Origin of the sequence: Caballeronia sp. AZ1_KS37 (genome assembly GCF_023631165.1) — a bacterium.
In the GTDB taxonomy this organism is placed as follows: domain Bacteria; phylum Pseudomonadota; class Gammaproteobacteria; order Burkholderiales; family Burkholderiaceae; genus Caballeronia; species Caballeronia zhejiangensis.
On sequence record NZ_JALQDP010000020.1, the window covers coordinates 1 to 23,123 of the forward strand.

Consider the following 23,123-nt stretch of genomic DNA (forward strand, 5'->3'; position numbering starts at 1 on the left):
CTATTGCCGATTCCGAAGAACCAGCCGCACTCGCCATCAAGCGCCCACACTTATCGGCTGTTAGTTTTTAAAGAGCACATCGCAAGACAAGCCTTACTTCAACTTCCGTCTTGCGTCGCTGCATCAGCAGCAGAGAAACGAGATTATGAAGAACGTTTCGGTTCGTGTCAACAAGTTTTTGAAACGTTTCTTATCGATTCGACCTACTCGTCTAACCGACTCAAAGCAAACGGGTCGTGCGGACATCGCACGACCCGTCGACATAAGTCTTGGTGCCGGCTGCAGGACTCGAACCCGCCACCTGATGATTACAAATCAACTGCTCTACCAGATGAGCTAAGCCGGCGAAGCACGGAATTCTACTTCATTTAACGACTTTGAGGTGAGACCTCGCAGGCGATTTCGAATCGTCATCCGCTGCAGTTTGCGCATCCTCTTTCGGCGCGGTGTCTGCGGGTTCCTCGATCTGCCGCGTATCGCGCTCGGCCGATCGCGCGCCGACGGGAGCGCTCGTCAAATCCGAGCCGGAATGCGACTGCTCGACCGGGAACGCCATCCCCTGTCCGTTCTCGCGTGCGTAGATAGCGAGCACGTTCGCGACCTGCACTTCGATCTTGTGTGACTTGCCGGAGAAACGCGCGCTGAACTCGATCCACTCGTTGCCCATCTGCAACTGGCTCGTCGCCTCGAAACTGATGTTCAACACGATCTCGTCGTTGCGGACGAACTGGCGCGGCACGCGCGTAGCCGCATCGACCCGAACGGCGATGTGAGGCGTAAAACCATTGTCCGTGCACCATTCGTACAGTGCGCGCAACAAATACGGCTTGGTGGAAATCTCTTGCATCAACTTTCCTCTGTCGGAATGCGGCCGCGCAACGCGCGCCGCCGCGTCCCAACGCACTCAAACTATCGACGCATCACCTTTTCGGAAGGCGTCAGCGCTTCAATATAGGCCGGACGGCTGAAAATCCGCTCGGCGTACTTCATCAACGGTGCTGCGTTCTTCGACAGTTCGATGCCGTAGTGATCCAGACGCCACAGCAGCGGCGCAATCGCGACGTCGAGCATCGAGAACTCCTCGCCCAGCATGTACTTGTTCTTCAGGAAGATCGGGGCGAGCTGCGTGAGGCGATCGCGGATCGCGCTGCGCGCCTTCTCGTGATTCTTCTCGGCGGCCTTGCCCTTTTCGTTTTCCAGCGTGCCGACGTGAACGAACAGTTCCTTTTCGAAGTTCAGCAGGAACAGGCGTGCGCGGGCGCGCTGCACCGGATCGGCCGGCATGAGTTGCGGATGCGGAAAACGCTCGTCGATATATTCGTTAATGATATTCGACTCGTACAGGATCAGGTCACGCTCGACGAGGATCGGGACCTGTCCGTAAGGGTTCATCACCGCGATGTCTTCCGGCTTGTTGAACAGGTCAACGTCGCGAATCTCGAAATCCATGCCCTTTTCGAACAACACCAGCCGGCAGCGCTGGGAGAAGGGGCAAGTAGTGCCGGAATACAGAACCATCATGTTTTTAAAGTTCCTTCAGTAAACTCGAAGGGCCGGCCGCGGCGTTTCCTCGCGGAAAACGCCGTCGCGCCGACCCACGCCTTCGAAGGCGCGCTATTTGATATCTTTCCAGTATGCCGCGTTCAGGCGCCACGCGAGGAAGCTCAAGAACGCCAGGAACAGCAAAACCCAGACGCCGAGCCGCTTGCGCGTCTGCTGCGCGGGTTCCGCCATCCACGACATGTACGAAACGAGATCGGCCACAGTTGAATCATAATCCACGGACGACATGGCACCAGGTGTAACCTGAGTGTAACCGACGAATCTTCGTACCTTTTCGCCCGTCTTTTCGTCCGTATCGGTCTCGAATTTCGCGTCCCGGACGCCTTGGAGCGTCCAAAGCACGTGCGGCATGCCGACGTTTTCGTAGACGCGATTATTCCAGCCGGTCGGCCGCGTCGGATCGTGATAGAAACTCCGCAGGTACGTGTAGAGCCAGTCCCTGCCGCGCGCCCGCGCTTCGACGGACAGATCCGGCGGCGACGCACCGAACCACGCTTTCGCATCTTCCGGGCGCATCGCGATCGACATCGTGTTGCCGACCTTGTCCGTAGTAAAGAGCAGATTCTCTCGAATCTGCTTCTCGCTGATGCCGATATCGGTCAGCCGGTTGTACCGCATCAACGTCGCGCTGTGGCAATTCAGGCAGTAGTTTACAAAAACTTGTGCGCCGTGCTGCAAGGACGCGAGATTGTCGGAACTGTCGGGCGCCCGATCGAGCACCGCTTCTTCCTGCGCGAACGCCGGCGGTGCGCAGAACGAGAGCATCGCCGCACCGATCATCGCTATTGTAGAGAGCCATTTTTTCATCGTATTCGTCTCCGGACGTGCGCTCAGTGAGGTTTGTAGTGCACTCGCTCAGGCGGCGTCTTGAATTTGCCGCGCGGCGTCCAGAAAGGCATGCCGAGGAAGAACGCGAAGTAGATCAGCGCGCAGATCTGCGCGATCAGCGTCGCGGCCGGCGATGGCGGTCGCGTGCCCAGGAAGCCGAGCATCAGGAACGCGAACACGAATATCGCGTAGAAGACCTTGTGAAAGAGCGGCCGATAGCGAATCGACTTCACCGGACTGCGGTCCAGCCAGGGCAGGAAGAACAGCGACACGACCGCCGTGCCCATCACGACGACGCCCCAGAACTTCGACTCCGTCAGCGCCATGAAAATCAGCACGAGCACAGCGAGCACCGGCAGGCCGAGCTTCCATTTCCCGCGCGCCTTGACGAGCGCGAGCACGCCGAGCAGCGCGATCACGATCATCAGCACGATCTTGAACGGATCGGTCGTCGCGCGAAGCATCGCGTAGAACGCGGTGAAGTACCACACCGGCGCGATTTCCGGCGGCGTCTGCAACGGATTGGCCGGCACGAAGTTGTTGGCTTCGAGGAAATAGCCGCCCATTTCCGGCGCGAAAAAGATGATCGCCGCGAAGATCAGCAGGAACACGCACACGCCCATGAAGTCGTGCACCGAGTAGTACGGATGAAACGGAATGCCGTCGAGCGGAATGCCGTTCGCGTCCTTCTTCGCCTTGATCTCGACGCCGTCCGGATTGTTCGAGCCGACTTCGTGCAGCGCGACGAGGTGCGCGACCACGAGTCCGATCAGCACGAGCGGAATCGCGATGACATGGAACGCGAAGAAGCGGTTCAGCGTGACATCGGAGACGACGTAATCGCCGCGAATCCACAGCGACAGATCCGGACCGATGAACGGAATCGCCGAGAACAGGTTGACGATCACCTGCGCGCCCCAGAACGACATCTGCCCCCACGGCAGCAGATAGCCGAAGAACGCTTCGGCCATGAGGCACAGGAAGATCGCGCAACCGAAGATCCACACGAGTTCGCGCGGCTTGCGATACGACCCGTACATCAGCCCGCGGAACATGTGCAGATACACGACGACGAAGAACATCGACGCGCCCGTCGAATGCATGTAGCGAATGAGCCAGCCCCACGGCACCTCGCGCATGATGTACTCGACCGAGGCGAACGCGAGCGTCGCATCGGGCTTGTAGTTCATCGTGAGGAAAATACCGGTGACGATCTGATTCACCAGCACCAGCAACGCGAGCGAGCCGAAGAAGTACCAGAAGTTGAAGTTCTTCGGCGCGTAATACTCGGATACGTGTTTCTTCCAGGTCGAGGTCAGGGGAAACCGGCGATCGATCCAACCGGTCAGGCCCGTTGTCTCTACTTCCTTGTCTGCGGTCGCCATTTACGCCTCTCCCTTTTCGTCCTTGCCGATCACGAGTTGCGTCGCGGAAGTGAACATGAACGGTGGAATGTCCAGGTTCTGCGGCGCGGGCTTGTTCTTGAAGACGCGGCCGGCCATGTCATAGGTCGAGCCGTGGCACGGGCAAAGGAAGCCGCCCGGCCAGTTATCGGGGAGATTGGGTTGGGGACCCTCGGTGAAACGCGGCGTCGGCGTGCAGCCCAGATGCGTGCACACGGCAACCGCCACGAAAATGTTCTTGTGATCCGCGCGCGAACGATACTCGTTGTTGCAGTACTCCGGCAACGGCATCGAGAATTCCATCTTCGACTTCGGGTCGGCTACTTCGTTGTCGGCCTTCTTGACGTCGGCCAGCATTTCGTCGGTGCGATTCACGATCCACACCGGCTTGCCGCGCCAGGCGACGGTCATCATGTCGCCCGGCTTCAGTCCGCTGATATCGACCTCGACAGGCGCGCCCGCCGCCTTGGCCTTCTCCGATGGAGCAAACGAACCTACAAAGGGAACTACGGTTGCCACTGCTCCGAAACCACCTGCTGCGGTCGTCGCAATCAGCCAGGTACGGCGGCCGCCGTCGACGCGTTTTTCATCCTTGTCTCGCATCACACGCCCCACTTCTGAGTTGGATTTATACCGTCACATCAGTTGTTCCGCCGTTAGTGTGCGCGAATGGAGTTGGCATTTACAAGGGCTGACTAGCAAAAATCACTCGAAGTGATTGATGCTTCAGGGTTTTCCCCACGTTTTTCGCGCAACATCGTGAAGCGTTCATTTAAGGCAACCGCAAGCGCAGATAATCGCGCCCACAGCTTAATCGGTCATTAAACCGGATTATCGATATCGATAAAAAGATGCTCGATATCGAATTGCTCGGACAGATGCGCGCCCACGGCCTGCACGCCGTAGCGCTCCGTCGCGTGATGCCCGGCCGCGATGTACGCCACGCCCGATTCCGCCGCGATATGCATGGTTTGCTCCGAGACTTCGCCGCTCAGATACACGTCCGCGCCCGCCGCGATGGCCTCTTCGAAGTAACCTTGTGCGCCGCCCGTGCACCACGCCACGCGGCGCAATTCCTTGTCTGTGTCGCCGAACACGAGCGGCTTCCTGCCGAGCGCGTTCTCGACCATCGCGCTGAAGTGCTCGAGCGGGAGCGGCATGCCGAGCGTCGCGATCCAGCCGAGATCCTGATTCGCGAAGCGCGCGTCCGCGATCAGTCCGAGGCGTGCGCCGATCTGCGCGTTGTTGCCGAGTTCCGGATGCGAGTCGAGCGGAAGATGGTAGGCGAAGAGATTGATGTCGTTGGCAATCAGCGTGCGCAATCTTCGATGCTTGCGCCCGGTGATCTGCGGCGCCTCATTGCGCCAGAAGTAGCCGTGATGCACGAGCACCGTGTCCGCGCCCCACTCCAGCGCGGCTTCGAGAAAGGCTTGCGAGGCGGTCACGCCGGTTGCGATCTTCTGCACGCGGCGCGCGCCTTCAACCTGCAGACCGTTCGGGCAATAGTCCTTGAAGCGGCCGATTTCCAGCAGATTGTTCAGATACAATTCGAGTTCGATCCGATCCATGAATTCCTCTATCCCTTCAAATGCTTAGACGCTTCTGGCTATTTTTTGCCCAAGCGGTCACCGTGCTTTTGGCCCTGATGTTCATCATCGCGACCTTGAAGCCGCAGTGGCTTCAACGTCAGGGTCAATTCGGCAAGCAGCTTGCCGAGCCGATCGTCGCGTTGCAGGAAGTGGCGCCGAGCATCGGCTCGCGCCCCGTTCAGTCGTCCTTTTCGGAAGGCGCGCAAAAGGCGATGCCGGCCGTCGTGAACGTGTTCTCCAGCAAGGACGGCAATCTGCCGCCCGACCCGCGCGCGAAAGACCCGCTGTTCCGCTACTTCTTCGGCGACAAGAACAAGCGCAAGAGCGACGAGCCGCCCGCGTCGAATCTCGGCTCCGGTGTCATCGTCAGCTCGGAAGGTTACATTCTAACGAACCAGCATGTCGTCGACGGGGCGGATCAAATCGAAGTCGCGCTCGCCGATGGTCGCACGTCCAGCGCGAAAGTGATCGGCGTCGATCCGGAAACCGACCTCGCCGTGCTGAAGATCAACATGACCAACCTGCCGACCATCACGCTCGGGCGAATGGATCAGACGCGCGTCGGCGATGTCGTGCTCGCGATCGGCAATCCGTTCGGCGTCGGCCAGACGGTCACGATGGGCATCGTCAGCGCGCTCGGGCGCAATCACCTCGGCATCAACACGTTCGAGAACTTCATCCAGACCGACGCCGCCATCAACCCCGGCAATTCGGGCGGTGCGCTGGTCGACGTGAACGGCAACCTGCTGGGCATCAACACGGCGATCTATTCGCGCAGCGGCGGCTCGCTCGGCATCGGCTTCGCGATTCCCGTGTCGACCGCGCGCAGCGTGCTGGAAAGCATCATCACGACGGGCAGCGTGACGCGCGGCTGGATCGGCGTCGAACCGCAGGACGTGACGCCGGAGATCGCCGAATCGTTCGGGCTGGATCAGAAGTCCGGCGCGATTGTCGCGGGCGTGCTGCAGGGCGGCCCGGCGGACAAGGCGGGCATCAAGCCGGGCGATATCCTCGTGTCGATCAACGACGACACGATCACCGACACGACGCGCCTGCTCAACGTCGTCGCGCAGATCAAGCCGGGCACGTCGGTGAAGGTCCATCTGATGCGCAAGAACAAGGAACTGGATCTCAACGTGATGATCGGCAAGCGCCCCGCGCCGCCGCGCGCACCGCAAATGCCGGATGAAGATCAAGGCGATCAGGGCGACGAGTAAAACGCGACGTCCGTAAAACGAAAAGGCAGCTTCGATGGCTCGAAGCTGCCTTTTTCTTATCTCGAACACTCGCTCTGGCGCGACAATACGCCGCACTTTACTCCGCCGCCGGCTCCTCGTTCTTGACCTGTTCCTTGCCGACGACGAGCCGCGCCGCGATGATCCCCGCTTCATAAAGAATGACGAGGGGAATCGCGAGAATGAGTTGCGAGAAAACGTCGGGCGGCGTGACGACCGCGGAAATGATGAACGCGCCGACGATCACGTAAGGACGAATCTGCTTGAGCTTCTGAATCGAGACGACGCCCATGCGCGCAAGCAGCACGACGACGATCGGCACCTCGAACGTCACGCCGAACGCGATGAACATCGTCAGCACGAAGCTCAGGTAATTGTCGATATCCGTGGTCATCTCCGCGCCGAGCGGCGCGTTGTAGTGCGCCATCACGCGGAAGATGGTCGGGAACACGACGAAGTACGCGAACGCCATGCCGCACAGAAAAAGCGTATAGCTGCTGAAAACGAGCGGCCCGACGAGCTTCTTCTCATGCTGATACAAACCCGGCGCGACGAACGCCCAGACCTGATACAGCACGAAGGGCAGCGCGATCACGAAGGCGACGAGCATCGTGACTTTCATCGGCACGAAGAACGAGCCGGTGACGTCCGTGACGATCATCTTGCCGTCCGCGGGCAGGTTCTGCATCAGCGGACGCGCCAGCAGCTTGAAGATGTCCGGCGCCCAATACACAAGCGCGATGAACACGACGATGACCGATGCGCCCGCGCGGATGATGCGGTCGCGCAATTCGACCAGATGCGAAATGAACGTCTCTTCGACGGGCTCTTCTTTAGTGTGTTGCGGGTCGCTCACGCCGGCCCTCGGTAGAAATCATCGATGAAGGAATCGCGGCACGCTCAGAAGAACTTCGTCTGCCGGCGCAGGGTGGCGGGCGTGTGGCGAGCGACGCGCGCCGCGCCCGATTGAACCCGCGTGCGACGCGAGGTCGTGCGCTTGTACCAGTTGGGAATCGCCGCCTGCTTCACGCGCCAGTTCTTGCGCCGGGTCGACGTCGATGAAGACGTAGCGGCCCAGGGCTTGTCCGACGCGGCGCTGTCCGCTGAATCAGCGCCGCCAGCGATGCTCGGCGCGACCGACGTGCCGTCTTTCCAGGCATCGTTCAGCTCGGATTCGTGGCGCTTCAGCGTGTCGTGAATCGTCGATTCGACATTCGACGCCGCGTTTTCGAACTCGGTCCGCATTTTCTTCAGCTCATCGAGTTCCATCTCGCGCGCGACTTCCGATTTGACGTCGTTGATATAGCGCTGCGCGCGCCCGAAGAGCGCCCCCGCCGTACGTGCGACGCCGGGCAGGCGCTCCGGCCCGAGGACCACCAGCGCCACGACGCCGATGACCGCCATTTTGGTCAGACCGAGATCGAGCATTGAACGAAAAGTGGAGAGTTACCGTCGGCAGACGGATCAGCGATAGTCGCCCGAGCGCGACTTGTCTTTCGCCTCGACGTCCACGGCGCCGTTACGCGGCAGTTCGCGCTGATCGGCCGAATTCGCCGGCGTGTCGCCCTCGCGCATGCCTTCCTTGAAGCCCTTCACCGCGCCGCCCAGATCGCCGCCGATATTGCGCAGCTTCTTCGTGCCGAACACGAGCGCTACGATCAGCAGAACGATCAACCAATGCCAAATGCTTAACGAACCCATGAATGAAAACTCTCCGTGATTCCGCCCCGATTTGGGTACCGATGACGGAAGATCGGCCTGGCGGCCCCGGCCGAGGCACGTCGCCTCGGCTCAACTATCGATTTTGCTCGCCCAATATTTCATTGGAAAGGAGAATGCAAACAAAGATTGCAGCATTACCCCATTCGGCGCCACGGGCGCTCGCCGGCCAGCAAATGCGCGTGGATGTGATACACCTCTTGCCCGCCGCCCGGACCGGTATTGATTACCGTTCGAAAGCCGGTGTCGCCTCCCGTGTAGGAGACACCCAGATCTTTCGCCAACCGTCCGACGAGACTCACCATTCTACCAAGTAGCGGACTGTCACTTTCTGTGCAGTGGGAAAGTGTTTCAATATGTTTGCGCGGAATGACCAGCACGTGCACCGGCGCGGCAGGATTGATGTCGTTGAAGGCGACGAACTCATCGTCCTCATAGACCTTCGTGCTCGGCAGTTGCCCGGAAGCGATCTTGCAGAAAATGCAGTTGTCTTGACTCATTGAGTTGCCGGATTTCGTTGACGGATGTGATCAAAACCACGCGCGCGGTTCGATCGGCTTGTTCTCGTAGAGAAACAGCCAGCCTTTGATGATGCGATAAAGCGTCCAGATGCTGACCGCACCGAGAATCAGAAAGCCGATGCCGATCCAGATCGTCGCGAAACCGATCACGTGGCCCAGCACCGCCCACCAGAAGGTGCGGATCTGCCAGGTGAAGTGATCTTCGTACGGCGTGCCCGCCGCATCGCCGCGCTTGATGTAGTTGAGGATGATCGCGACCAGTCCCGTGAGACCGCCGGTCAGCCAATAGACGGCGTACAAGCCGTACAGAACATGCGTGAACGTGCGCATGTTGCGCAGGCGTTCGGGATCGTTCGCGTTCTGAACGACGGGCGGCGGATAGGGTTCATATTGCCGGTTCATTCGTGCCCTCCTTCGCTGATGCCAGACGCTCGTCAGCCGCCGTTCTGCTCACGCTCGCGCGACTTGCGCAGCGCCTTTTCCTCGATTCCCGACAGACCTTCGCGACGTTCCAGTTCCGCGACCACGTCGGCGGGGCTCAGATCGAAATGGGACAGCATGACGAGACAATGAAACCACAGATCGGCGACTTCGCCGACGAGCGCCTTCGGCGCGCCGCCATGACGGGCGTCCTTCGCGGCAAGCACGACTTCCGTCGCTTCCTCGCCGATCTTCTTCAGGACCGCATCGTCGCCCTTGTGAAAGAGTCGGGAAACGTAAGATTGTTCCGGATCGCCGCCCTTGCGACTGTCGATGACCGAGGCGAGGCGCAGCAGCGTGTCCAGCGTATTGGCTTGCGTCATTTGTAGATGCTTTCTGGGTCTTTCAGGACCGGCTCGACGGCGACCCACTCGCCGTTCTCCGCCGTGCCTTCGAATTTCTGGAAAAAACAGGAATGGCGGCCGGTGTGGCACGCGATGCCCGAAACCTGCTCGACCTTGAGCAGCACGACGTCTTCGTCGCAATCGAGGCGCACGTCGTGAACGTGCTGAACGTGGCCCGACTCTTCTCCCTTGAACCACAGGCGCTGCCGCGAGCGCGAGAAATACACCGCGCGCTTCAGTTCGATGGTCTTTGCGAGCGCCTCGCGATTCATCCACGCGAACATGAGCACGTCGTTGGTCGATGCTTCCTGCGCGATCACCGGCACGAGGCCGTTCGCGTCCCACTTCACCTTGTCGAGCCAGGTCATCTGATCGCTCACGGTTTCAAGTCCTCACCGAAATGCCGTGATCGGCCATGAAGCGCTTCGCTTCGCCGACGGTGTGCTCGCCGTAGTGGAAGATGCTCGCGGCAAGCACCGCGTCCGCGTGACCTTCGACGATGCCATCCGCCAGATGCTGCAACGATCCGACGCCGCCCGACGCGATCACCGGCACCGGCACCGCGTCCGACACGGCGCGCGTCAACGCGAGATCGAAGCCGGCTTTGGTGCCGTCACGATCCATGCTGGTGAGCAGGATTTCGCCGGCGCCGAATTCGGCCATCTTGCGCGCCCATTCGATCGCGTCGATGCCCGTCGCCTTACGGCCGCCGTGCGTGAAGACTTCCCAGCGCGGCGTTTCGCCTTCGGCCGACACGCGTTTCGCATCGATCGCGACGACGATGCACTGCGAGCCGTGCTTGTCCGACGCGTCGCGCACGAGTTGCGGATTCGCGACCGCCGACGAATTCATGCTGATCTTGTCCGCGCCCGCGTTGAGCAGACGCCGCACGTCTTCGACCGCGCGCACGCCGCCGCCGACCGTCAGCGGAATGAACACCTGCGACGCCACCGATTCGATGATCGGCAGAATGAGATCGCGTTGATCGGAAGTCGCGGTGATATCGAGGAACGTGAGTTCGTCGGCGCCCTGATCGTCGTAACGCCGCGCGATTTCGACGGGATCGCCCGCGTCGCGCAGTTCGACGAAATTGACGCCCTTCACGACGCGGCCGGCGGTTACGTCGAGACAGGGAATGATGCGTTTTGCGAGAGCCATGTTCTTGCCACTTACGGAGTAAGGGCGGCGCCGCGGCCGCCCGGAGTGCTGCTCAGATGTGCTCGCGCTCGGGCGTATCAGGCGCCGTCGGCCTCGCGCAGCGCGTCAGCGCGGGTCTGGGCGGCCTTGAAATCGAGATCGCCGGAGTAGATCGCGCGGCCGCAGATCACGCCTTCGATGCCTTCGTCCTCGACTTCGCAGAGCGATTCGATGTCCGCGATGCTCGACAGCCCGCCGCTCGCGATCACTGGAATCTTCACCGCCCGCGCGAGACGCACCGTCGCTTCGAGGTTGAGGCCCTGAAGCATGCCGTCACGGCCGATGTCCGTGTAGATGATCGATTCGCAGCCGTAGTCTTCGAACTTGCGGCCGAGATCGACGACCTCGTGACCGGTGAGCTTGCTCCAGCCGTCCGTCGCGACCTTGCCGTCCTTCGCGTCCAGCCCGACGATGATGTGTCCCCCGAACGCGCTGCACGCGTCCTGCAGGAAGCCCGGATTCTTCACCGCCGCCGTGCCGATGATGATGTACGACAGGCCGTCGTCCAGATAGCGCTCGATGGTTTCCAGATCGCGGATGCCGCCGCCCAACTGCACGGGAATCTCGCTGCCGACTTCATCGAGGATCGCGCGGATCGCGTCGCCGTTTCTGGGCTTGCCGGCGAACGCGCCGTTCAGATCGACCAGATGCAATCGCCGTGCGCCGCGATCGACCCAATGTCGGGCCATGGCCGCCGGATCCTCTGAAAAAATGGTCGCCTGGTCCATATCGCCCTGCTTGAGGCGCACGCACTGACCGTCCTTAAGATCGATGGCCGGAATGAGCAGCATAGGTATCGCGTATTTTCTGGGTGAAGTTGATCAAAACGGCGCGCGTGCGGTCTTTCGTGCCTGTGCCGCGGGCCGTCTCGCTAGTGTAGTACAAGTCTTGCAACGGTCATGCGCCCGTAGTAATAGGCGAAAACGCTAGCGGGCACGGTATTTCACGGGTTCCAGTGCACGAAATTGCGATAGAGACGCAATCCTGCGTCCGCGCTCTTTTCGGGGTGGAATTGGGTCGCGAAGATATTGTCGCGCGCAACCGCCGACGTGAACGCGCTGCCGTACACGGTTTCGCCGGATGTGTGAGCCGGATTGTCCGGCACCACGTAGTAGCTGTGGACGAAGTAGAAGAACGCGCCGTCCGCGACGCCGTCCCAGACCGGATGCGCCTGTGTCTGACGCACGCGATTCCAGCCCATTTGCGGCACCTTGAAGCGCGAGCCGTCGTCCTGCAGCAGACCGTCGAGCTGGAAGCGCACGACCTTGCCGGGCAGAAGACCGAGGCCCTTCGTGTCGCCTTCCTCGCTCCAGTCGAAGAGCATCTGCTCGCCGACGCACACGCCGAGCATCGGCTTTTCGCGCGCCGCCTGCATCACCGCTTCCTGCAAACCGGATTCGGCGAGATGCCCCATGCAGTCGCGCATCGCGCCCTGGCCCGGCAGCACGACGCGATCCGCCGCGTGAATGCCTTGCGGCTGATCGACGATCGCCACGTTCGCTTCGGGTGCAGCCTTCTTCAGCGCCTGGTAGACCGAGCGCAGGTTGCCCATTCCGTAATCAACAATCGCAATCGAAGTATTCATTTCAAAGATGGCATCAAGGCCTTCAACCCGTCGACGATGAACTCCACCGCCAATGCGGACAACATCAAACCCATGAGACGCGTGCCGATGTTGATTCCCGTGCGCCCGACGACGCGCGCGATCGGCTCGGCGAGATTCAGCGCGCCGAAGCACAGCCCCGCGATGATCGCGCCCAGCACGACGAGCCCGAAGCGGTCGTACCAGTGTTGCGCATTCGCGGCATAGACGATCACCGTGCTGATCGAGCCGGGACCGGTGAGCAGCGGAATCGCGAGCGGCACGACCGCGATGCTATTGCGCTCCTCGGCTTCCATGCGTTCTTCCGGCGTCGAACGCGCATTGCCGACCTGCGCGTTCAACATGCTGATCGCCATGAGCAGCATGATGATGCCGCCGCCCACTTCGAACGACCCGACCGAAATCCCGAAGAACGCGATGATCTGCTGGCCGAGCAGCGCCGTCACCGCGATCACGCAGAAGACTGAAATCGAAGCGACGCGAATCGTGTTGCGTCTTTCGAGATCGGATTGCTGCGAGGTCAGGCTGAGAAAAAACGGTATCGCGCCGATCGGGTTGATCAGCGCGAGCAATGAGATAAACGACTTGAACAAATCCATCTTTTTTCCGGCGCAGCAACGCGCCGAACCGGTCAGTCGGCTTAGAGACTGCCTTTGGTCGACGGAATCTGCCCCGCCGCGCGCTCGTCGACTTCGCACGCCATGCGCAGCGCGCGACCGAACGCCTTGAACACGGTTTCGACCTGATGATGCGCGTTGATGCCGCGCAGGTTGTCGATATGCAGCGTCACGCCGGCGTGATTCACGAATCCGCGGAAGAATTCGATGGTCAGATCGACGTCGAACGTGCCGATGCGCGCGCGCGTGAACGGCACATGGAACTCGAGCCCCGGACGCCCCGAAAAATCGATGACGACGCGCGACAGCGCTTCGTCGAGCGGTACGTACGAATGCCCGTAACGGCGAATGCCCTTGCGGTCGCCGATGGCCTTCGCGATGGCCATTCCGAGCGTGATGCCGGTGTCTTCTACCGTATGGTGATCGTCGATATGGAGGTCGCCATGCGCTTCGATGTCGAGATCGATGAGCCCGTGACGGGCAATCTGGTCGAGCATGTGATCGAGGAACGGGACGCCGGTGGCGAGCTTCTGCTTGCCGGTGCCGTCCAGATCGAGCTTCACACGGATCTGCGTTTCGCTGGTGTTGCGAACGACTTCCGCAATACGCATGGTGATTCCTTGAGACTTAATCGAGAGTGGGGAGCTTCTTGAGCGCGGCGACCATTTGCGCGTTTTCTTCGGCAGAGCCGACCGTCAAACGCACGCAGTTAGCCAGCAATGGGTGCATTTTACCCACGTTTTTTACCAAAACCCGCGAAGTCAGAAGGGTTTCGAAAGCAACGGCGGCGTCCGGAACGCGCACGAGCAGGAAATTGCCCGCGCTCGGGAATACCGTCATGCCGGGCAGCGCCGCCACTTCGCGTGCGAGTTTCGTGCGTTGCGCGCGCAGTTCGGCCGCTTGAGCGTCGAGCACGTCGAGGTGATCGAGCAGGAAATCGGCCGTGGCCTGCGTCAGCACGTTGATGTTGTACGGCGGGCGCACTTTGTCGAACTGCGTGATCCACGAGGGTCGGCCCGCCATGTAGCCGAGACGGATGCCCGCGAGCCCGAGCTTCGAGACAGTCCGCATCACGACGACGTTGTCGAACTCCGCCGCGCGCGGCATCCAGCTTTTTTCGGCGAACGGCTGATACGCCTCGTCGATCACGACGAGACTCTTCTTCGACGCGGCGATCACGCGTTCGATGTCGGCGTCGTCGTAGAGCGTGCCGGTCGGGTTGTTCGGATACGCCAGATAGACGAGCGCCGGCGCGTGCTCATCGATGGCGGCGACGAGCGCGTCGGCGTCGAGCGTGAAGTCGGCCTTCAGCGGCACACCGATGAACTCGAGATGCGCGAATTTCGCCGACATTTCGTACATCACGAAGCCCGGCACCGGCGCGACGACCTTCGCGCCCGGCTTCGAGCACGCGACCGACATCATGCTGATGAGCTCGTCCGAACCGTTGCCGAGCAGCACGTCGCAGGCGTCGGGCACGTTCATCGTGCGCTTGATCTTGGCGAGCAATTCCGCCGGACGCGGCGCGGGATAACGGTTCAGCGCGACGCCCGCGAGATGCTCGCCCAATGCTTTGGCGAGGTCGGCGGGCAGCGTGTAGGGATTTTCCATCGCGTCGAGCTTGATGAGGCCCGTGGCATCGGGCACGGGATAGCTCGTCATCGCGAGGACGTCGGGTCGGATGATGTCTTGTGATGTCGTCATGTTTTCCCGGCGTCTCTCTCGCCGGTTCGGGTGGCGGCTCTCAGGCCGCCTCGTTCATTCGGGCCGGTTTTCGCTTCAGCCGACTTTTTTCATCCGGTATTCGGCGCTCTTCGCGTGCGCCTGCAGGCCTTCGCCGTACGCCAGTTCCGCCGCGATTTCGCCGAGCGTCTGCGCGCCGTCCGCGCTCACTTCGATCACGCTCGAACGCTTCATGAAGTCGTAGACGCCGAGCGGCGACGAGAAGCGCGCGGTGCGCGACGTCGGCAATACGTGGTTCGGGCCCGCGCAGTAATCGCCGAGGCTTTCGCTCGTGTAGCGGCCGAGGAACATCGCGCCTGCGTTGTGAATTTGCGCGGCCCACTGATGCGGATCGAGCGCGGAAATCTCAAGATGCTCCGGCGCGATATCGTTGGCGATCGCGCACGCCTCGGCCATGTCCTTCACCTTGATGAGCGCGCCGCGATCTTCGAGCGAGCGCTGGATGACGTCGCGACGCGGCATCGCCGGCAGCAGCTCGACGATCGCGTCTTCCACGCGCTGGATGAAGTCGTCGTCCGGGCACAGCAGAATGGATTGCGCGAGCTCGTCGTGCTCGGCCTGCGAGAAGAGGTCCATCGCGACCCAGCGCGGATCGGTGGTGGCGTCGCAGATCACGAGAATTTCGGACGGCCCCGCGATCATGTCGATGCCGACCGTACCGAACACGCGCCGCTTCGCCGACGCGACATACGCGTTACCCGGACCGCAAATCTTGTCGACGGCAGGCACGCTTTGCGTGCCGTACGCGAGCGCGGCCACCGCTTGCGCGCCGCCGATCGTGAACACGCGATCCACGCCGCCGAGCAGCGCCGCCGCGAGCACCAGCGGATTCTTCACGCCATCGGGCGTCGGCACGACCATCACGATTTCCTTCACGCCCGCCACGCGCGCCGGAATCGCGTTCATCAGCACGGACGACGGATACGCCGCCTTGCCGCCCGGCACATAGATGCCCGCGCGATCGAGCGGCGTGACCTTCTGGCCGAGCACGGTGCCGTCGGCTTCGGTGTAGTGCCAGCTATGGCTGCCGCATTCGATGCGCTGCTTCTCGTGATAGCCGCGCACGCGCGCCGCCGCCGCTTCGAGCGCCGCGCGGCGCTTCGGTTCGAGCCCTTCGAGCGCGGCTTCCATCTCCGAGAGCGGCAGTTCGAGCGCCGCGACGCTGTCCGCCTTCAGACGATCGAACTTGTTGGTGTATTCGAGCACGGCTTCGTCGCCGCGCGCCTTCACGTCCGCGAGAATCTGCGCGACCGAGCGCTCGATCGCCTCATCCTCGCTCGCTTCGAACGCGAGGACCGCACGCAGCGCCTTCTGGAAACCGTCGGCGCTGGAATCGAGTTTGCGAATCTTGATAGACATGCTGGTTTTCCGTTTTGCTGTTGGCGCGCCGCGTCGTGCGGCCCGCCTAATTTCCCTTGCTGACCGTCGCGCGCTCGAACGCGTCGAGGAACGGCTTGAGCGCCGCGCGCTTCAGCTTCAGCGCCGCCTGATTCACGACGAGGCGCGAGGAAATCTGCATGATCTCTTCGACTTCGACGAGATTGTTCGCCCGCAGCGTGCCGCCCGAGCTGACCAGATCGACGATCGCATCGGCCAGGCCGACGAGCGGCGCGAGTTCCATCGATCCGTACAGCTTGATCAGATCGACGTGCACGCCCTTCGCCGCGAAATGCTGACGCGCGGTTTCCGTGTACTTCGTCGCGACCTTCAGACGCGCGCCCTGGCGCACCGCGCTCGCATAGTCGAAACCGTTCTTCACGGCCACCGACATACGGCAGCGCGCGATATCGAGATCGACCGGCTGATACAGGCCGCTGCCGCCGTGCTCGATCAGCACGTCCTTACCCGCGACGCCGAAATCGGCCGCGCCGTACTCGACGTAAGTCGGCACATCGGTCGCGCGCACGATGATCACGCGCAGATTCGGATTCGTCGTCGGAAGGATCAGTTTGCGCGAGCTTTCCGGATCTTCGGCCACCTGCACGCCGGCGGCGGCGAGCAGCGGCAGCGTCTCCTCGAAGATACGCCCTTTCGACAACGCGAGCGTGAGGGGCGCGCTCGGCTGCACCGACGACGACGTCTGCGGCAGCGAACTCATTGCTCGCTCCCGCTGCCCTTGATGCGGCGCACGTTCGCGCCGACCGCCGTCAGCTTCGATTCCATGCGGTCGTAGCCGCGATCCAGATGGTAGATGCGGTCGATCAGCGTTTCGCCGTCCGCGCACATCGCCGCGATCACGAGACTCGCCGACGCGCGCAGATCGGTCGCCATGACCTTCGCGCCGGACAGCTTCTCGACGCCGGCGATGAGCGCCGTGTTGCCGTCGATGGTGATGCTCGCGCCCAGACGATTCAGCTCCTGAACGTGCATGAAGCGGTTCTCGAAGATCGTCTCGACGACTTGCGACGTGCCCTTCGCGATCGTGTTGAGCGCCATGAACTGCGCCTGCATGTCGGTCGGGAACGCCGGGTATTCGGACGTGCGGATATTCACCGCTTCGGCGCGCTTGCCCATACGCACGCGCATCCAGTCGTCGCCTTCCTCGATCGTCACGCCGGCTTCGCGCAGCTTCGCCGTCACGGCGTCGAGCAGATGCGAGCTCACGCGACGCAGCGTGACGTCGCCGCCCGCGGCCGCGACCGCGCACAGGAACGTGCCCGCTTCAATGCGGTCCGGCACGACGTCGTGCTTCGCGCCGTGCAGCTTGTCGACGCCCTGAATCACGAGACGGTCGGTGCCGATGCCGTCGATCTTCGCGCCCATCTTCACGAGCAGATGCGCGAGGTCGCTCACTTCGGGTTCGCGCGCGGCGTTCTCGATGACCGTCTCGCCGTCGGCCAGCACCGCCGCCATCAGCAGGTTCTCGGTGCCGGTGACGGTGATCATGTCGGTGATGATGCGCGCGCCCTTCAGACGCTTCGCGCGCGCTTCGATGAAGCCGTGCTCGATGTTGATCTCGGCGCCCATCGCCTGCAGGCCCTTGATGTGCTGATCGACCGGACGCGCGCCGATCGCGCAGCCGCCGGGCAGCGACACCTTCGCTTCGCCGAAGCGCGCGACGAGCGGACCGAGCACGAGAATCGACGCGCGCATCGTCTTGACCATTTCGTACGGCGCGACGAGCTTGTCGACCTTCGACGCGTTGAGGTTCACGCGCCCGTCGCCGGACACTTCGGACTGCACGCCCATCTGGCGCAACAGCTTGACCATCGTGCGAACGTCCTGAAGATTCGGCACGTTCGACAGATGGACGTCGTCGGCGGTGAGAAGGCTTGCGCAAAGAATCGGCAGCGCCGCGTTCTTCGCACCCGAAACGGTGATTTCGCCGGAGAGCTTCGCGCCTCCCGTGATGACCAGTTTATCCATGGCTTGTCCTTCGACCGAGCTGCCTGCGGTGCCCTTTTCAGCGCCGCCGTTGTCTTGAATGAATCGCACTCTTTACTGCCTTTGTCTTTCCGGTGATGCCGGTGTTACGTGTGTTGAGTCGTATGACCTGATTTGGCTTCGCCGGGTGGACTCAGGCCGATTTCCACTCGTCGGGGGTCAGGGTCTTCATGCTGAGTGCATGAATCTCCTGTTTCATGCGCTCGCCGAGCGCCGCATAAACCAGTTGATGACGCGCGATCAGCCGCTTGCCGACGAACGCGTCGCTCACGATGGTCGCGAAAAAATGCTGGCCATCGCCCTCCACTTCCAAATGCTGGCAAGCGAGGCCTTTGGCGATGTAATCCTTCACCTGCTCCGGAGTCGGCAACATGGTGGAAGTCTCCTTGAGAATTAGTGACGCAGCTTGTAGCCGCTCGCGAGCAGTCGCACGGCGATCAACGCCAGCACGGCCAAAAATCCGCCGACGATGCCGAGGCTCATCAACGGATTCACGTCGGACAGGCCGAAGAAGCCATAGCGAAAGCCGTCGATCATGTAGAAAAACGGGTTCAGATGCGACACCGCGCGCCACACGGGCGGCAGCGTATGTGTCGAGTAGAACACGCCTGAAAGAAACGTGAGCGGCATGATGAGGAAGTTCTGGAACGCGGCCAGCTGGTCGAACTTGTCGGCCCAGATGCCCGCGATCAGACCCAGCGTGCCGAGAATGCCCGAACCGAGGATCGCGAACGCAATGATGTAGAGCGGCGCGGAAAACGACATCGGGATGAACCATATCGTCACGACGAACACGCCGAAGCCGACGCACAGGCCGCGCACGACCGACGCCAGCACATACGCAAAGAACATCTCCCAATGCGCGATCGGCGGCAGCAGCACGAACACCAGATTGCCGGTGATCTTCGACTGGATCAGCGACGACGAACTGTTCGCGAACGCGTTCTGCAGCACGCTCATCATCACGAGGCCGGGCACGAGAAAACTCGTATAACCGACGCCGGGATACACCTCGACGCGGCCGGAAAGCGCATGACCGAAGATCGTCAGGTACAGAAGCGCCGTCACGATCGGCGCGAGGACCGTCTGAAACGAAACCTTCCAGAAGCGCAGCAGCTCCTTGTAGAACAACGTCTGGAAGCCGCTCATGAAAGTCCCTCGACCACTTCCGGCTCGTTCATCACCTGCACGAACACGTCTTCCAGATCCGCCTTGCGCACTTCGATTTCATCGAATGTGCAGCCGGCCGCGCGGCATTTCGCGAGAATCGGCTCCACGTCGTCATAGCTCGCGAGACGCAGCAGATGTTGCGCGCCCATCACCGCGTGCGGATCGACTTCGAGCGCGCGCAAGTCCGCCGGCAACGCGCCGTTCGACAGACGCAGATACAGTTGCATGCCCGAAAAGCGCTGCAGCAGCGTGCTCGTGCGTTCGAGGGCGACGACTTCGCCGCGACGAAGCATCGCGAGCCGATGACACAGCGACTCGGCTTCTTCGAGATAGTGCGTCGTCAGGACGATCGTGTGGCCCTCGCGATTCAGGCGCGAGATGAATTTCCAGAGTGTCTGACGCAGTTCGACATCGACGCCGGCGGTGGGCTCGTCGAGCACGATCACCGGCGGCCGATGCACGAGCGCCTGCGCCACGAGCACGCGTCGCTTCATCCCGCCCGAGAGGGCGCGCGTGTTGACGTCGGCTTTCTCGGTGAGATCGAGATTGGCCATGACCTCGTCGATCCAGTCGTCGTTGTTGCGCAAGCCGAAATAGCCCGACTGGATGCGCAACGACTCGCGCACGGTGAAGAACGGATCGAACACCAGTTCCTGCGGCACGACGCCGAGCGCACGGCGCGCGGCCCGGAAGTCGCTGACGACATCGTGACCACGCACGGAGATCGTGCCGCTATCGGCGCGCGCCAGACCGGCCAGAATGCTGATCAACGTGGTTTTGCCCGCACCGTTGGGGCCGAGCAAGCCGAAGAACTCGCCCTCTTCCACCGTGAGGCTCACGCCTTTGAGCGCCTGGAGATCCTTGTAGCGCTTCCTGACGTTTCGGATTTCTATGGCTGACATGGACAGTGCGCGCGCCTCGTGCGGCCGCGCCTCGATTGTGCGGACTTTCGCCTGACGTTCCCTTCCTCAGACAAAAAGGGCCGGGAGCGGCTGCGAAAAAAACGTTTGATTATAGGGCAAAGCCGTTGGAGCCGACTTCGGAGCGATCCTGATTGCGGCGACGCAGCGCCGCCGCTTCTGCGCGGAGTCAGAACAGGATCAATGTCGGAACGAGAGGAGCGTATCGACGCCATAGGCTCGCGCAAGACTGACGAGCCCGGAAGGAAGATTGACGACGCCGAGCGCGGCGCCGCGCGCGGTGGCTGCGCGCTGCCATGCGAGCAGCACGGCGAGCGCGGAAGAATCGAACTGCGTGAGCGGCGCGCAATCGACTTCGGTCGCGCCCGCAGCGATGCGCGACAGACCCGCTTCGAGCGCGGCCTTCGCGCTCTCGTGGGTCAGCGTCGCGGCCGTCTGAAAACGGCCGCCTGTGGCTGGCGTGCTCACGATGCCTTGCCGCTCGCGAGTTGCTCGTTACGCTGCGTCAGGAACTGCAGCAAGCCGCTCACGCCATTGCGCGAAATCTGCTCGTTGAATTGCTGCTGATACGCCTGGATCAGCCACGCGCCGAGCACGTTGATGTCGTACACGCGCCAGCCTTGCGCCGTCTTGTACAGGCGATAGTCGAGCTCGACCGGCGAGCCGTTGTTCATCACGACCGAGCGGACAACGACGTCGGTGTCGTCCGGATTGGCGCGGAACGGCTTGTATTGAACCGTCTGGTCGCGCACTTGCGCGAGCGCGCCGGAATACGTGCGGATCAGGAGCATCTTGAACTGCTCGACGATCTGCTTCTGCTGTTCGGGCGTCGCCGAATTCCAGTTGCGGCCCATCACGAGACGCGTCGTGCGCGTGAAATCCGTGTACGGCAGGATCTTTTGATTGACGAGCTCGGTGATCTTGTTGATGTCGCCCGAGCGGATCTTCGAGTCCGACTTGATTTCGTCGAGGACTTGTTGCGTGACCGTCTTGATCATCGTGTCGGGCGAGCTCGTATCGACGCTTTGCGCCGACGCTGTGCCACAAAACGCGACGAACATCGCGAAGATGGGGAGAAGCAAGAATTTTTTCATCACGGACCCTGCAAAAGTAGATGCTCCGGTTTGAGCGCGCCGCCCGATTCGAGTTCAGGCGACGCGGCATCCAAAGCGTAAGAAATATCGTTAGATATGTTACCGCGCGTTAGCGACAGGCCGCTCAACGCAAGCGGAATGAAGGGAAACCCGGCGGCGCGCGCGGCGGAACATACTGGTTGCCCGGCACGGTGTTGGCGCTACCGCTCGCCGGTGCGGGTGCCGCCGCCGTACCCGAAGCCGCCGATGCGGCCGCGGCAGGCGCCGCCGTCGCCGATGCGCCTTCCGTGCCTTCATCGCCGTAATTCGGCAGCGGCGCTTCGCCGTAGTCCGGCATGCTGCCGTCGCCGCCCGAAATCAGATACTGACGACGCTGCAAGTATGCGTTTCGGACGAACGAATACTTGTCGAGCGCGGCATCGGCGAGCACGTCAGTCGCGCCCAGCAGATTCGCGCGCACGTTGACGAGGTTCACGCCATAGAGCGCCCAGCTCACCGAATCCGGGCTCACGTAGGTGAGCGGATTGCCGAAATAGTCGACCACGAGTCCGGCGGAATCTCGCACCGTGCTCGGCCCGAGCAGCGGCAGCACCACGTACGGACCGGACGGCACGCCATAGTGGCCGAGCGTCAGCCCGAAATCGCCGGAATGCTTCGGCAGCCGCGCGATGGTCGCGACGTCGAACAGGCCGCCGACGCCGAACAGCGTGTTGATCGCGACGCGCATGATGTCCGACACGCCGTCCGCAATTCTCAGTTGCGCCAGATTGTTCGCGGCGATGTAGACGTCGCCGATATTCGAGAAGAAGTTGGTCACGCTGTTGCGCACCGGCTCCGGTACGAGCCACACGTAACCCTTCGCCACCGGCTTCACCGCGTACTGATCAACAGTGTCGTTGATCGTGAACATCGTCCGGTTATAGCTCTCGAATGGGTCCCCTTTGGTCGGCGTCGTCACCGTCGCGCAACCGGTGAGCGCAACGACGCCCGCCACCATGATTGCGCGCCGCATCCCAATCGCCTGCATGTTCTTCTCCTTATTGAGCGGCGCCCGATGCGGCGCTCGCACCTGCCGCGCCCGCCGCACCCGATGCGCCCATCGCGCTCGCCGCGCCCGGGAAAGCCGGCGCGGGTGCGGGCTCGGGCACAGCCGGCGCCCCCGACGATTTCGAGGCGCCCGAATCCGCCGCCTTGTTGTAGAGGAACTGGCCGATCAGGTTTTCGAGCACCACGGCCGATTGCGTCATCGTGATGGTGTCGCCGTTCTTGAGCATCTGATCGTCGCCGCCCGGCTCGAGGCCGATGTATTGCTCGCCGAGCAAGCCGGAAGTCAGGATCTTCGCGGACGAATCCTTCGGAAACTGATACTGCTTGTCGATATCGATCGTGACCACGGCCTGATACGTGTTCGCATCGAAGCCGATGCTGCCGACGCGCCCGACCGTCACGCCCGCGCTCTTCACGGGCGCGCGCGCCTTCAGTCCGCCGATGTTGTCGAACTTCAGTTTCACCGCGTAGGTTTGCTGGAACGACAGGGAGCTCATGTTGCCCGCCTTCAGCGCGAGAAAGAGCAGCGCCACGAAACCGAGCACCACGAAGAGGCCGACCCAAAAGTCGAGAGCAGTCTTTTTCATCGTCTTCCCAAAGAGAATCTTTTCGCAGATGGCGCGTGACGGTCTGTGCCCTTCACAACGCCTGCGCCTCGTGCGGCGC

The 23,123-nt window shown here is 61.9% G+C and carries 30 protein-coding genes and 1 tRNA gene; 1 reads left to right on the forward strand and 30 read right to left on the reverse strand.

Going from position 1 to position 23,123, the window contains the following annotated elements; translation table 11 throughout:
* Positions 1-270: 270 nt before the first annotated feature.
* From NCS00_RS12625 to NCS00_RS12655, 7 genes are all read right to left on the reverse strand, one after another.
* Positions 271-346: transfer RNA gene (locus NCS00_RS12625), tRNA-Thr, on the reverse strand.
* A gap of 18 nt (positions 347-364) precedes the next feature.
* Positions 365-847, reverse strand: coding sequence for a ClpXP protease specificity-enhancing factor (locus NCS00_RS12630; RefSeq protein ID WP_008344157.1), 483 nt, complete (start codon positions 845-847; stop codon positions 365-367).
* A gap of 62 nt (positions 848-909) precedes the next feature.
* A complete protein-coding gene (locus NCS00_RS12635; RefSeq protein WP_008344155.1) occupies positions 910-1,521 on the reverse strand; it encodes a glutathione S-transferase N-terminal domain-containing protein in 612 nt (203 codons plus the stop codon).
* A 93-nt stretch (positions 1,522-1,614) separates the two neighbouring features.
* A complete protein-coding gene (locus tag NCS00_RS12640) occupies positions 1,615-2,370 on the reverse strand; it encodes a cytochrome c1 (RefSeq protein ID WP_008344153.1) in 756 nt (251 codons plus the stop codon).
* 23 nt (positions 2,371-2,393) lie between these two features.
* Positions 2,394-3,776: a cytochrome b gene (locus NCS00_RS12645; RefSeq protein ID WP_175983058.1), complete on the reverse strand. Its 1,383-nt coding sequence runs from the start codon at positions 3,774-3,776 to the stop codon at positions 2,394-2,396.
* On the reverse strand, positions 3,777-4,397 hold the full coding sequence (gene petA / locus NCS00_RS12650; RefSeq protein ID WP_008344151.1) for a ubiquinol-cytochrome c reductase iron-sulfur subunit: 621 nt from the start codon (positions 4,395-4,397) through the stop codon (positions 3,777-3,779). It abuts the gene before it with no gap.
* Positions 4,398-4,615: 218 nt separating this feature from the next.
* Entirely contained in the window at positions 4,616-5,362 is a 747-nt protein-coding gene (locus tag NCS00_RS12655) for a Nif3-like dinuclear metal center hexameric protein (protein ID WP_008344150.1), read from the reverse strand.
* 20 nt (positions 5,363-5,382) lie between these two features.
* Here NCS00_RS12655 and NCS00_RS12660 point away from each other — a divergent pair, with 20 nt between their 5' ends.
* Positions 5,383-6,600 (forward strand): S1C family serine protease, encoded by a 1,218-nt coding sequence (locus NCS00_RS12660; RefSeq protein WP_239295406.1) that lies wholly within the window; start codon positions 5,383-5,385, stop codon positions 6,598-6,600.
* A 97-nt stretch (positions 6,601-6,697) separates the two neighbouring features.
* Here NCS00_RS12660 and tatC read toward each other — a convergent pair whose 3' ends face one another.
* From tatC to mlaD, 23 genes are all read right to left on the reverse strand, one after another.
* Positions 6,698-7,474, reverse strand: coding sequence for a twin-arginine translocase subunit TatC (tatC, locus tag NCS00_RS12665; protein ID WP_008344148.1), 777 nt, complete (start codon positions 7,472-7,474; stop codon positions 6,698-6,700).
* Positions 7,475-7,518: 44 nt separating this feature from the next.
* Complete coding sequence (tatB, locus tag NCS00_RS12670; protein WP_008344147.1) at positions 7,519-8,046, reverse strand: Sec-independent protein translocase protein TatB; 528 nt, start codon at positions 8,044-8,046, stop codon at positions 7,519-7,521.
* 36 nt (positions 8,047-8,082) lie between these two features.
* A complete protein-coding gene (gene tatA / locus NCS00_RS12675; protein ID WP_008344146.1) occupies positions 8,083-8,319 on the reverse strand; it encodes a Sec-independent protein translocase subunit TatA in 237 nt (78 codons plus the stop codon).
* Positions 8,320-8,474: 155 nt separating this feature from the next.
* The gene (locus NCS00_RS12680; RefSeq protein ID WP_008344145.1) at positions 8,475-8,837 is read right to left on the reverse strand and encodes a histidine triad nucleotide-binding protein; all 363 of its coding nucleotides are present in this window, start codon (positions 8,835-8,837) and stop codon (positions 8,475-8,477) included.
* A gap of 30 nt (positions 8,838-8,867) precedes the next feature.
* On the reverse strand, positions 8,868-9,260 hold the full coding sequence (locus NCS00_RS12685) for a DUF4870 family protein (RefSeq protein ID WP_008344144.1): 393 nt from the start codon (positions 9,258-9,260) through the stop codon (positions 8,868-8,870).
* Positions 9,261-9,292: 32 nt separating this feature from the next.
* Positions 9,293-9,661, reverse strand: coding sequence for a phosphoribosyl-ATP diphosphatase (locus NCS00_RS12690; protein ID WP_008344143.1), 369 nt, complete (start codon positions 9,659-9,661; stop codon positions 9,293-9,295).
* The gene (gene hisI, locus NCS00_RS12695) at positions 9,658-10,050 is read right to left on the reverse strand and encodes a phosphoribosyl-AMP cyclohydrolase (RefSeq protein ID WP_208606626.1); all 393 of its coding nucleotides are present in this window, start codon (positions 10,048-10,050) and stop codon (positions 9,658-9,660) included. Before hisI ends, NCS00_RS12690 begins: the two co-directional genes overlap by 4 nt.
* Positions 10,051-10,066: 16 nt before the next feature.
* Positions 10,067-10,840, reverse strand: coding sequence for an imidazole glycerol phosphate synthase subunit HisF (gene hisF / locus NCS00_RS12700; protein ID WP_008344141.1), 774 nt, complete (start codon positions 10,838-10,840; stop codon positions 10,067-10,069).
* 77 nt (positions 10,841-10,917) lie between these two features.
* A complete protein-coding gene (gene hisA / locus NCS00_RS12705; RefSeq protein ID WP_008344140.1) occupies positions 10,918-11,670 on the reverse strand; it encodes a 1-(5-phosphoribosyl)-5-[(5-phosphoribosylamino)methylideneamino]imidazole-4-carboxamide isomerase in 753 nt (250 codons plus the stop codon).
* A 152-nt stretch (positions 11,671-11,822) separates the two neighbouring features.
* Positions 11,823-12,464 (reverse strand): imidazole glycerol phosphate synthase subunit HisH, encoded by a 642-nt coding sequence (gene hisH, locus NCS00_RS12710; protein ID WP_008344139.1) that lies wholly within the window; start codon positions 12,462-12,464, stop codon positions 11,823-11,825.
* Complete coding sequence (locus tag NCS00_RS12715; RefSeq protein ID WP_008344137.1) at positions 12,461-13,081, reverse strand: YchE family NAAT transporter; 621 nt, start codon at positions 13,079-13,081, stop codon at positions 12,461-12,463. The genes hisH and NCS00_RS12715 overlap by 4 nt, the downstream gene beginning before the upstream one ends.
* A 41-nt stretch (positions 13,082-13,122) precedes the next feature.
* A complete protein-coding gene (gene hisB, locus NCS00_RS12720; protein ID WP_008344136.1) occupies positions 13,123-13,710 on the reverse strand; it encodes an imidazoleglycerol-phosphate dehydratase HisB in 588 nt (195 codons plus the stop codon).
* 16 nt (positions 13,711-13,726) lie between these two features.
* A complete protein-coding gene (gene hisC / locus NCS00_RS12725) occupies positions 13,727-14,803 on the reverse strand; it encodes a histidinol-phosphate transaminase (protein ID WP_250440236.1) in 1,077 nt (358 codons plus the stop codon).
* A 75-nt stretch (positions 14,804-14,878) separates the two neighbouring features.
* Positions 14,879-16,201 carry a histidinol dehydrogenase gene (gene hisD / locus NCS00_RS12730; protein WP_008344133.1) on the reverse strand — a complete coding sequence of 441 codons (1,323 nt, stop codon included), beginning with the start codon at positions 16,199-16,201 and terminating at the stop codon, positions 14,879-14,881.
* A 46-nt stretch (positions 16,202-16,247) separates the two neighbouring features.
* Positions 16,248-16,940, reverse strand: a complete 693-nt coding sequence (hisG, locus tag NCS00_RS12735) for an ATP phosphoribosyltransferase (RefSeq protein ID WP_008344130.1) — start codon at positions 16,938-16,940, stop codon at positions 16,248-16,250.
* A complete protein-coding gene (gene murA, locus NCS00_RS12740; RefSeq protein ID WP_008344128.1) occupies positions 16,937-18,208 on the reverse strand; it encodes a UDP-N-acetylglucosamine 1-carboxyvinyltransferase in 1,272 nt (423 codons plus the stop codon). The genes hisG and murA overlap by 4 nt, the downstream gene beginning before the upstream one ends.
* Positions 18,209-18,359: 151 nt before the next feature.
* Complete coding sequence (locus NCS00_RS12745) at positions 18,360-18,599, reverse strand: BolA family protein (protein ID WP_008344127.1); 240 nt, start codon at positions 18,597-18,599, stop codon at positions 18,360-18,362.
* 20 nt (positions 18,600-18,619) lie between these two features.
* Positions 18,620-19,375, reverse strand: a complete 756-nt coding sequence (locus tag NCS00_RS12750) for an ABC transporter permease (protein ID WP_008344126.1) — start codon at positions 19,373-19,375, stop codon at positions 18,620-18,622.
* A complete protein-coding gene (locus NCS00_RS12755; protein ID WP_008344124.1) occupies positions 19,372-20,298 on the reverse strand; it encodes an ABC transporter ATP-binding protein in 927 nt (308 codons plus the stop codon). The genes NCS00_RS12750 and NCS00_RS12755 overlap by 4 nt, the downstream gene beginning before the upstream one ends.
* Before the next feature lie 198 nt (positions 20,299-20,496).
* Positions 20,497-20,784 carry an STAS domain-containing protein gene (locus NCS00_RS12760; protein ID WP_081851876.1) on the reverse strand — a complete coding sequence of 96 codons (288 nt, stop codon included), beginning with the start codon at positions 20,782-20,784 and terminating at the stop codon, positions 20,497-20,499.
* A complete protein-coding gene (locus NCS00_RS12765) occupies positions 20,781-21,410 on the reverse strand; it encodes an MlaC/ttg2D family ABC transporter substrate-binding protein (RefSeq protein WP_008344118.1) in 630 nt (209 codons plus the stop codon). Before NCS00_RS12765 ends, NCS00_RS12760 begins: the two co-directional genes overlap by 4 nt.
* Positions 21,411-21,534: 124 nt before the next feature.
* Positions 21,535-22,437 (reverse strand): MlaA family lipoprotein, encoded by a 903-nt coding sequence (locus NCS00_RS12770; RefSeq protein ID WP_250435257.1) that lies wholly within the window; start codon positions 22,435-22,437, stop codon positions 21,535-21,537.
* 10 nt (positions 22,438-22,447) lie between these two features.
* Positions 22,448-23,044, reverse strand: coding sequence for an outer membrane lipid asymmetry maintenance protein MlaD (mlaD, locus tag NCS00_RS12775; protein ID WP_008344116.1), 597 nt, complete (start codon positions 23,042-23,044; stop codon positions 22,448-22,450).
* Positions 23,045-23,123: the final 79 nt, after the last annotated feature.